Origin of the sequence: Weissella sp. DD23 (assembly GCF_001579105.1) — a bacterium.
GTDB lineage: Bacteria > Bacillota > Bacilli > Lactobacillales > Lactobacillaceae > Weissella > Weissella cibaria.
This window is the reverse complement of record NZ_KQ970392.1, coordinates 30,573-40,438: the sequence shown is the minus strand read 5'-3', so window position 1 is coordinate 40,438 and position 9,866 is coordinate 30,573. Positions and strand designations below refer to the sequence as shown.

The window sequence follows — 9,866 nt, the reverse complement described above, 5'->3', positions numbered from 1 at the left end:
ATAGTACGAGAACGCCACATAATCAACCGTGTTTGCGGCCAAGATAGCTTCATCTTCTGGCGTCACATCGATATCGAAGCCCTTGTGGTCCCAATACTTACGCAACCAATTTGGGTATTGCCCCAAAGCATGTACATCCCCCCAGAAGTAGCGTGCTTGCATGGCGCGTTCAGCCATCATAATATCTTCAGGTTTCGACGTTGCCGGATAAACCGGATTCATCGCAATCATGTCACCAACTTGAATATTCGGATTAATTTCATGCGCAGCTTTCGTCACCAATGCCGAGGCCACCAACTCGTGGTGCGATGCCAAGTACATCAATTCTTCCGCATCTGCTTCGTCATAATCCTTCAACCCTGAGTTTTGCAACATGGGGTGTGGATCCATCCATGATGTTTGGTTGTTAATTTCGTTGAACGTCATCCAGTATTTCACGCGATCCCCAAATCGCTCAAAGACTACACGAGCAAATCGTTCAAAGAATGTAATCAACTGACGATTACGCCAGCCACCATACTCGGTCACCAAATGATACGGTATTTCGAAGTGACTCAATGTCAAAACTGGTTCGATGCCATTCGCCAACATCTCATCAATCAAGGCATCGTAGTATGCGAGTCCCGCTTCATTTGGTTCCGTCTCATCCCCATTTGGAAAAATCCGGGTCCAAGCAATTGACGTCCGGAAAGCTTTCAAGCCCAACTCCTTCATCAATTTAAAATCAGCTGGATAAGTGTGATAAAAATCAATCCCACGGTGATTTGGATAGTTGCCATCTGGTAGAACCGTATCAGTCACTTCACGTGGCACACCATTCTTACCAGCTAACATCACATCCGCAATTGATACACCTTTGCCATCAACGTCCCAAGCCCCCTCAAGCTGGTGCGCTGCAACGGCCCCTCCCCAAAGGAAGCCGTCGGGCATGCGATATCCTTTTACCATCACTTTTCCTCCAATGCTTGTACCCGCTTCATCAACGCAATCAGTTCAACAGCCATATCACGGAAAGTAATGGCATTCATTAAGTGATCCTGACCATGCACCATATATAAATCAACTTCGGTATGCTCGCCTTGAGCTTCCTTGGTCAACATATCGGTTTGCACATCATGCGCTTCCTTCAATTCTTGATTTGCTGCTACCAACGCTTCGTCAGCTTCATCAAACTGACCCGCCTTTGCAAAGTGAATAGCTTGGAAGGCTTGCCCCTTGGCATTACCACCGTGCATAATCAATCCCATTACAACCGCCATACGCTCGTCATCCATTACGTCATCCCCCGAATATTAACTCATGACCAAATCGCTGCTTGTAACTCTTTAAGAAATAAGGGCTTCCGCCGTCTTCAATACGTTGTCGCCCTTCATCATGCCGTAGTCCATCATGTTGATAACGTCCAATGGGACACCGGCGGCATCCGTCTTGGCTTGGATTTCCTTCTTCATGTAACTCACTTGAGGGCCAAGCAATACAACATCTGGCTTGTTGCTACTTGCCAACTTCTCATCAACGTCTGACGTTGATGTTGCAAAGATTTCATAATCCTTGCCAGCAGCCTTAGCGGCATCTTGCATCTTCTTAACCAACATTGACGTTGACATACCTGCTGCACAAGCTAACATAATCGTCTTCTCTGCCATGATTATTTCCCCCAACACCAAATACTAAATGATATATTTTTAATAAATTATTAATTTACCTTTCATCAAGGTATACATTTATTGTAAGCGCTTACTTTTTATTATGCAAGCGTTTTCATAAAAGTTTTTTATCTAGTTATTGCTTTATTTATCAAAAATATGTAAAAAACCGGTTGGATAACAATCATCCAAACCGGTTTCCAGGTAATTTTTCAGTTATTGTAACGGCACATCGACTGCCCAACCGGCCGGACCAACTTCGGTACCAAATTGAATACCAGTTAAGCGGTCATATAACGCTTGCGTCTTTGGTCCCACAGCTGTTTCTGAATAAAAAACATGCTTCTGGCCACGATGCGTAATTGAACCAACCGGTGAAATAACCGCCGCGGTCCCCATCGCACCAGCTTCTTCAAATTGTTCCAATTCATTAATACTAATCGTGGTTTCCTCAGGTTGCAGGCCAGCTTCTTTAGCTAAGGTCAGCAATGAGTATTTGGTAATTGATGGCAAAATTGAGGGCGACTTTGGTGTTAAGAAACGGCCATCCCGCGTAATACCGAAGAAGTTTGCTGAACCAAGTTCTTCAATATTTTCATGCAATCGGGGGTCAAGATACACCACATCGGAGTACCCAGCCGCGTGCGCTTGTTCACCGGGCAGCATCGAAGCCGCATAGTTACCACCGACCTTCGCTTGCCCCGTACCACCGTGGGCAGCTCGGTCATATTCACTCGTGACGTACGCAGTCGGTGTTAGGCCACCTTTATAGTAGGCCCCAACTGGCGTCGCATAAATGTTAAAAATATATTCATCAGCGGGATGTACACCGACAGCTGGACCAGATCCAATCAACAATGGTCGGAGATACAAGGTTGCTCCCGAACCATACGGTGGGACAAATTCTTGATTTGCAGCCACAACTTGCTTCACCGCCTCGACAAACAAATCTTCTGGATAGGCTGGCATCCGCAACCGTTCCGCCGAGCGAGCCATGCGGGCTGCGTTTTGATCTGGGCGAAACAAGTTAACCCCACCATCTGGGCGACGATAAGCTTTCAGCCCTTCAAAAGCTTGTTGCCCATAATGTAGCGCAACCGCCGCTTCGCTAATTTGAAAATCACTGTCTGTGATGAGTTCACCAGGCTCCCATGCCCCGTTCCGGTAAACTGCACGATACCGGTATGGCAAATCATGATACGCGAAGCCAAGATTATCCCAATCTAAATCTGTTACCTGTGTTTTCCCCATAATTATTTCCCCTAATATTTTTGATGTGCCACAATTATGAGATTAAAATGAGAGTTTTGTCAACTGCAAAAAGTAAGCCAATCGCTTGCATAATAATTATTAGTGTTCCATACTGTCCCCAATACATTCAGGGGGGGATATTCTTATGAAAGCAATAATTAACAACAGTCAGGTTGATGCATGGCAAATCACGACTACTGGCGATACGCCAGATTGGGTAATGACAGCTTTTAATCGCAAACTAATCTGGTGGAATACACCGGAAAAAGATGTACTCGTTATCGCAACACCTCGACTAGGGGTAAGTATGGGCACAACCGGTTGGTACTTAATAAAGTCACCTGAGAATACCTATCGTGTCATCAGCGAAAAAAGTTTCCACACGGACTACCAGCTTATTTCTAAGTGAACCGTCATGTTACCTGCAGGAGGACATTCTTATGGGAAAAGTATTATTAGGCTTAGGATTATTATCATTGATAAGCAGTCCTATTATCATGTTGTTTAGTCGTCGTGGGCCTCAGCAACGAACGCAAGTTTCACAATCAAAGTTACAATATGAAGAATTTTTGGAAAGTAAACATGACCTTTAAAAAAAAGCTGTTCAGCGAAAATACTGAACAGCCTTTTGTGTTTAGTTTCTTTCGTCGCCGCGTTGCGACGAGGCATTCTCTGTTTGTTTGATAATCATCATTGGACCCTCTACCATTATGCCACAATCATTGACACTCCCAAATATCAGAGAACATCTTGGCTGCTGCAACAGGCCCGGGTGGTATCCGGAGCGTTCAAAAATCGGCAACATGCCGCATGGCCGGCGCTATTCAGAAAAGCCCATACAGACCTTGAGGCTTTAGGGGGAATTACTTGCCCCGCTGAATGGCGTCCGCGCCATTCGGTTGCCGAGTTTTTGAACAAAGGCGTAGGATACCACCCGGGCCTGTTGCTCGTGCGATAGCACGACACACAACAAAAAAGCAGCGTGGCGCTAAATTATGTCATCCCCAATGCGGGCGATTTGTTGGTCAATCTCACGTTCGCGCTCACGTAATGCATGTGAGGCTGTGTGAATAATACTCGTTGACCGTGATACCTTGTTGTACAAGACATCCGATGCAAAGATTGAATACTCTGACATCGCCTTTGATGCGACCAATTGGGCGATCCACAAGTGATCTTCGGCTAGCTCCAATGATTCGTCAAAGCGTACCTGACTATCTAACAGATTAGCTGAACGGTACGCCTTGTTCCAAACCATGCCTGAAATGACGTGGCCACGGTGCGTAACCCCTTCAAACATCGCGGCCCGATCAATGCGACGGAACTTAACTTCGTTCGCCTTCTTAGGTACACCGCTGGCGCCCCAGCTAAAACCGACACTTGCGATATCAACATCAGGATTTTCTTCAAGCCCCTTCACGAGTGTTTCAACAAAGGCTGGCGCTAATTGGTCATCCCCATCAACGAAAATGAAGTACTTACCGCGAATTTCCTTAAGCGCGCGATTGCGCATCGTTGCCACGCCACGACGCTTATTATTCTTAATCAACCGCATCCGATCATCACGGGCCACCCAGTGATTAATTTCAGTCAATGTATCATCCGTTGATGCATCATCCAAAATGACAATATCCATATTCCGATATGTTTGCTTATTAATTGTTTTTAGACTGTGGCCGATATAGCCTTCTAGGTTATGACTCAAAACGGCAACCGTTACAAGTGGTTCTTGTGTCATGTTCTTATCCTTCTTCTGCTTTCTTAATTACAGGCAGCATCCCTGTCCCACTTTCCGACACTACTATATACTAAAATCCGCATGACCGGTAGGAAAAGGTCATGCGGATTTTTAATTTGTCGATTAGTTTTAATCAGTCAATTAGAACGTCAAAACAACCTTACCGCGAACGGCTTGTGCTTCAACAATCTTGTGACCTTCCTTCAAGTTTTCCAAGCTGAATGGCTTTACTTCAGCAACAGCAACCTTGTAGTCACCGTTTCCCAAGTGCTCCATCAATTGCGTCAAAACTTCAGTCGTTGATTGCATCACGTAGTAGTCACCCTTGATGTTCTTGGCATCGCGAGCAGCCTTAACGTCGTCGCCCAAAGGAACAGTAGATACGATACGTCCGCCATCCTTCAAAACTTGCATTGAACCCAAAGCGTTGTTACCACCAATGATTTCAACAACAGTATCAACTGATGACTCTGGGATAACGTCAGTAAACTTTTGCGTCGTGAAGTCGATTGCCACGATGTCTTCGTTCAACTCGTGTAGGTAATCAATATCAGTTGGCAATGAAGTCGTGTAAATCTTTGATGCGCCACGGTACAAAGCCGTTTGCAAAGCGGCGTAACCAACGGCACCAGCACCACCGTGAATCAAGATTGACTCACCTTCTTGCAAGTTCAAAGCGTCAACAACGGCTTGGTAACCAGTTTGACCACCCAAAGCCAATGCAGCAGCATCTTCGAATGAAACAGAATCTGGCAAGTGACCAGCAGTGTCAGCGTCAACAACGGCGTACTCTGCGTAACCGTGCTCGTGAGGAACTGCCACAACACGCTCACCAACCTTGAACTCAGTTACATCAGCCGCAACCGCTTCAACAACACCGGCAATCGTTGAACCACCGATCATGTTTTCCTTAGCTGGTACACCAAAGGCACCGGCACGGAACTTCACGTCGTATGGGTCCATTGCGATAGCAGCTTGCTTGATCAAGATGCTACCCTTCGTCAAAACTGGCTTTTCCACTTCTGCTTCGTGGAATACGTCAACATCACCAAATTCATCAAATACAACAGCCTTCATCGTAGCCATGAGTATTATTCCTTCTTTCGTTTCAAAAATACTATTTCTCTTAATTGATGACCTTAATTTTACACTTACGAAAAGTAAATGCAACAAAAAAAGCCAAGATTGTGAAAAACAATTTGCGACAATGTCCACAAAGGGCGACTTTGCTTGTTTTTTAACAAGTGAAGTTTAAGTGAATTTACTGTTACAACCCTGTATAATTCATTATGACAGAAAAACGGAGGTAAGTCTCGTGAGCGGATTTGGCGTTCCTATTATTGACGCTATCATTGCATTTCCTATTATTTTGATAGCGCTATTCATTCCATTTTTATTCCTACAGTATCGTCGTTATGGTGCCGTGACCTTTTGGCACACGGTGATGACGTTTAGTTTTGTTTTTTATTTCACGACAGCATTTTTCTTGGTTATTTTACCATTACCAACGGAAGCGACTCTCGAACACTTGCAAGCCATCGGCGCACCAACGCGTAATTTAGATCCCTTGCAAGTTGTTCGGACCTTCTTCCAAGACAATCCCTACTTCCACGGTGGTGGGTTAAAAGCCGGTCTATTGGATCCATCCTTTACGCAAGCGGCCTTTAACGTCTTACTAACCGTGCCATTCGGCATGTACTTGCACTTCTATTTCAAGCGTGGCTTCTTTACCACCTTAATTTTGACATTCATGCTGACGCTCTTTTATGAAACAACCCAATACACCGGTTTGTACCATATATACTGGCGTCCATACCGTTTGTTTGACGTTGATGATTTGATTTTGAACACCACTGGTGGCCTGATTGGCTGGGTTTTCGCGCCATTACTTGGTATCCTGTTGCCATCTCGTGATCGGATGGATGAACGTGCTCGCAGTCTTGGCCACCGTGTAACATTGGTACGTCGCTTACTATCATTCGGCTTGGATTTCGTTATTGCAACGGCCATTAGTTTCGTTTTGACGCAAATTTTGCCCAATGAAACGAGTGCTGACATCTTGTCTTATATCATTGTCTGGGGTGTTGTGCCGCTTTTGCTCGGTGCAACTTTGGGACAAATGGTCGTACGTATTCGTTACGATGTCGCCAAGTCACAACGTTGGCGCATCATTGTTCGTAACGCTTTAATGGTTGGATTTACCATTTACTTCTTCCCATTCTGGCTCCAATTGATTGGCTCAACCGGGACCGTTTCAGCTGAAACTTTGAACCGCACCTATACATTCATCTTGCTGTTCGCGGCCCCAGCGGTGATTTTAGTCATTGATTGGCTGATTACCATTTTCCGACCACAGCATAAGTTGTTGTACGAGAAAATTAGTGGCGCTGGATCAGAAGCGATTGTTAAAACAACAACAATGGCCGACGCGCCAATTCTAAAAGAACAGACTACGCCACAACCTGAAGTTGACCAACAACCTACTTCACGTAGCGAGCGTCATCACTAATGAAAAAATGCCTGACGGAGAATTCCATCAGGCATTTTTTTATTAACGTACGACCGCTACGGCCCACTTCTTCTTACCGCGCTTCACAATGACATATTGTCCATCGTACTTTGCGGTTGGGTTAATGACGGCTTCTTCATCAGTGATTTGCTCACCATTAATACGGATGGCACCGTCCTTAACTGACTTACGAGCGGCTGTCTTTGACTTTTCCAAGCCGGCTGCCACAACCAAGTCCAACAAACCAATTTCAGCATTGTCGATTTCAAACGTTGGGACGTTACCAGCCAAAATTGCCACTTCTTCAGTCGTCAATTCAGCGACGTCAGCGTTACCAAACAACACCTTCGTCATCGTTTCAGCCGTCTTAACAGCCTCAGCACCGTGCACGAATGTCGTCACTTCTTGTGCCAAACGACGTTGTGCATTGCGCGCAGCTGCATTTTCTTGCAAGTCGGCTACCAAAGCGCTGATTTCGTCTTGTGACAAGAACGTAAAGTACTTCAACATCTTCTCGACATCAGAATCAGCTGTGTTCAACCAGAATTGGTAGAACTCAAATGGCGTCGTCTTCTCTGGATCAAGCCAAACGGCACCACCTTCAGTCTTACCAAACTTTGTACCGTCAGCCTTCAACAGCAAAGGCACTGTCAAACCAAAGGCTGGTGCTTCACCACCCTCAAGCTTGTGGATCAAATCGATACCACCCGTGATGTTACCCCATTGGTCTGAACCACCAACTTGCAAGCGCACATTTTCGCGCTTCCACAACTCATGGAAGTCGATTGATTGCAAGATTTGATACGTAAATTCCGTAAATGAAATGCCGGCTTCCAAACGAGACGCAACGACATCCTTCGCCAACATGGTGTTGATCGAGAACAACTTACCGTATTCACGCAACATGTCGAGCAATGACAACTTGCCCAACCAATCAAAGTTGTTCACAATTGTGAAACCATCTTCACCGAACAACTTTACCATCTGGGCGCGAATCTTCTCAACGTTAGCAGCCACGTCCTCTTGTGACAACAACTTACGCTCTGACTTCTTACCTGATGGGTCACCGATTGAACCAGTGGCACCACCCACAACGATCACTGGCTTTTGACCAGCCAATTGGAATCGCTTCAAAATCATAAATGGAATCAAGTGTCCGATGTGCATTGAATCCCCGGTTGGGTCGATTCCTACGTACACACCGATTTGTTCCTTGGTCATTTGCTCGCGTAGACCATCTTCATCGGTTGTTTGATTGATGGCACCACGCCATGCTAGTTCTTGCAAAATATCTTCTGCCATAGCTACTCTCCTCTAAAAAATGATGACATTCTTTTTGGTTGGGGTAATAAAAAGCACCCCAACCAGTTAACACTGATTAGGGCGCTGTTAAACGCGGTACCACCTAAATTGCCACGATATTTCGTGACCACTCATCTTCCCAGTAACGTTGGGGTGACGTACATGATGTTTGTGCGAGTGTAATTCAGGTTTTGGACTTGGCTAGCTCACAACATCCGCTAGCTCTCTGCATGTCCACCAAAATCCCTACTAAATTCGCTCATGTAATAAATCTATTATAGCACGCACCTTTTCCGATAAACAGATACTAATAACATGGTTGTCAGTTATCGCGATGTCTCGAAATTAAAAAGCAATGCTACCATTATTTTTTTCTGGCAACATTGCTTTTAGAAATTAGTTATCGCGATTAATAATATCTGCTGGTTCTGGTTGACGTGAATCACGGAATAGATTAAATGCCGTGTACAACGCTAGTGCGACGATAAAGTAGCTCAAAATGGCAATGTTAATGTTGGTCACTAACTTCGCAGCCACGATAACACCGATAACACCACCGATTGCCATACCGGTGAATCCACGCCACTCAACACGGCCGGTCTTCACAAAACCAATCGCTGACGTCATCATGATCATAGCAGCATCCATCATCATCACTGGAAAGGCAACCAACGGATTAACACCGACTAGTGAGAAAAAAATCAACTCTGGTGTGTAATTTCCCAAGCCAATGGTCATCAACACCCCCAACGTAAAGTTGACCACCAAGCCCAAGACAAGTAGCCAACCATGCAACCCGTGGGTCGTCATTGATTCAGCATGGCCTGGGTTCGTCAGCAACTTAATGAACATTGTGACGGCCGCCAGCGTCAAGGCAATCGATAACCCGCGTTGCATCTTACGCACTGGCCAATTAGCCGTAATACGTGTACCAGATGCCGCCCCGGCCACCGCCGCTAACGTCATTGGAATCAAAGTTGACACTTCAATTTTAACGGATGTGAGGAAGAACAGAGCTTCCACAAACACGGGGATTGCATGACCAGCATTCATTGTACCCGGCAATTTACGATCGTCATCCAGCCACTTAAAACCTTTGAAGAACGCGGTCGTCGTTGCGAATGAACCGATACCGATTGTATCACCGAAATCTGTAATAAACCCAATGATGAATCCCGGGACAAACTTTTGGAGTAGGTTTACTTTGTTGCGACGCATTGTGGTGATGTACAAAATTGCCATCCCAATTAATGCAATGATTAATAGCACCTGTAGGGCGCGTAATACCAAATGTTCTGTCATAAAAAACTCCTAAAATTTGTTTGTCCGAAAATTAAGTTTACCAAAAATTAGTGGTTTAGGCACGATTTTTGACCAGTAAGTCTTATTGGATTATTGGGTCGTCGCGTTGCGACGAAGT

General features: G+C 45.3%; 11 protein-coding genes. 3 read left to right on the top strand and 8 right to left on the bottom strand.

The features are described 5' to 3' along the window. The 4 genes from WEIDD23_RS04610 to WEIDD23_RS04595 form a co-directional block, all read right to left on the bottom strand. A partial coding sequence (locus WEIDD23_RS04610; RefSeq protein ID WP_062358800.1) for a family 1 glycosylhydrolase occupies positions 1 to 948 on the bottom strand: 948 nt, incomplete at its 3' end. After that, positions 948 to 1,274: a PTS lactose/cellobiose transporter subunit IIA gene (locus tag WEIDD23_RS04605; protein WP_062358799.1), complete on the bottom strand. Its 327-nt coding sequence runs from the start codon at positions 1,272 to 1,274 to the stop codon at positions 948 to 950. The genes WEIDD23_RS04610 and WEIDD23_RS04605, both read right to left, overlap by 1 nt. Before the next feature lie 51 nt (positions 1,275 to 1,325). After that, positions 1,326 to 1,646, bottom strand: coding sequence for a PTS sugar transporter subunit IIB (locus WEIDD23_RS04600; protein ID WP_010375267.1), 321 nt, complete (start codon positions 1,644 to 1,646; stop codon positions 1,326 to 1,328). A 216-nt stretch (positions 1,647 to 1,862) separates the two neighbouring features. Continuing rightward, a complete protein-coding gene (locus WEIDD23_RS04595) occupies positions 1,863 to 2,897 on the bottom strand; it encodes a branched-chain amino acid aminotransferase (RefSeq protein ID WP_010375270.1) in 1,035 nt (344 codons plus the stop codon). A gap of 145 nt (positions 2,898 to 3,042) precedes the next feature. Between WEIDD23_RS04595 and WEIDD23_RS04590 the strand changes: the two genes are divergently transcribed. Then, positions 3,043 to 3,306, top strand: a complete 264-nt coding sequence (locus WEIDD23_RS04590) for a hypothetical protein (RefSeq protein WP_010375272.1) — start codon at positions 3,043 to 3,045, stop codon at positions 3,304 to 3,306. A 31-nt stretch (positions 3,307 to 3,337) separates the two neighbouring features. Then, entirely contained in the window at positions 3,338 to 3,490 is a 153-nt protein-coding gene (locus WEIDD23_RS13030; protein ID WP_155722923.1) for a hypothetical protein, read from the top strand. Between the two features lie 395 nt (positions 3,491 to 3,885). On the opposite strand, the gene WEIDD23_RS04580 is transcribed toward WEIDD23_RS13030, so the two are convergent. Then, entirely contained in the window at positions 3,886 to 4,635 is a 750-nt protein-coding gene (locus WEIDD23_RS04580; protein WP_010375281.1) for a glycosyltransferase family 2 protein, read from the bottom strand. 141 nt (positions 4,636 to 4,776) lie between these two features. Then, on the bottom strand, positions 4,777 to 5,721 hold the full coding sequence (locus WEIDD23_RS04575; protein ID WP_010375283.1) for an NADP-dependent oxidoreductase: 945 nt from the start codon (positions 5,719 to 5,721) through the stop codon (positions 4,777 to 4,779). 229 nt (positions 5,722 to 5,950) lie between these two features. On the opposite strand from WEIDD23_RS04575, the gene WEIDD23_RS04570 reads away from it, so the two are divergent. Next, a complete protein-coding gene (locus WEIDD23_RS04570) occupies positions 5,951 to 7,144 on the top strand; it encodes a VanZ family protein (protein ID WP_010375287.1) in 1,194 nt (397 codons plus the stop codon). 42 nt (positions 7,145 to 7,186) lie between these two features. Here WEIDD23_RS04570 and tyrS read toward each other — a convergent pair whose 3' ends face one another. Both tyrS and WEIDD23_RS04560 read right to left on the bottom strand, forming a co-directional pair. Beyond that, positions 7,187 to 8,446 (bottom strand): tyrosine--tRNA ligase, encoded by a 1,260-nt coding sequence (gene tyrS, locus WEIDD23_RS04565; protein WP_010375289.1) that lies wholly within the window; start codon positions 8,444 to 8,446, stop codon positions 7,187 to 7,189. A gap of 396 nt (positions 8,447 to 8,842) precedes the next feature. Continuing rightward, positions 8,843 to 9,748, bottom strand: a complete 906-nt coding sequence (locus tag WEIDD23_RS04560) for a sulfite exporter TauE/SafE family protein (RefSeq protein WP_010375292.1) — start codon at positions 9,746 to 9,748, stop codon at positions 8,843 to 8,845. Positions 9,749 to 9,866 lie beyond the last annotated feature (118 nt).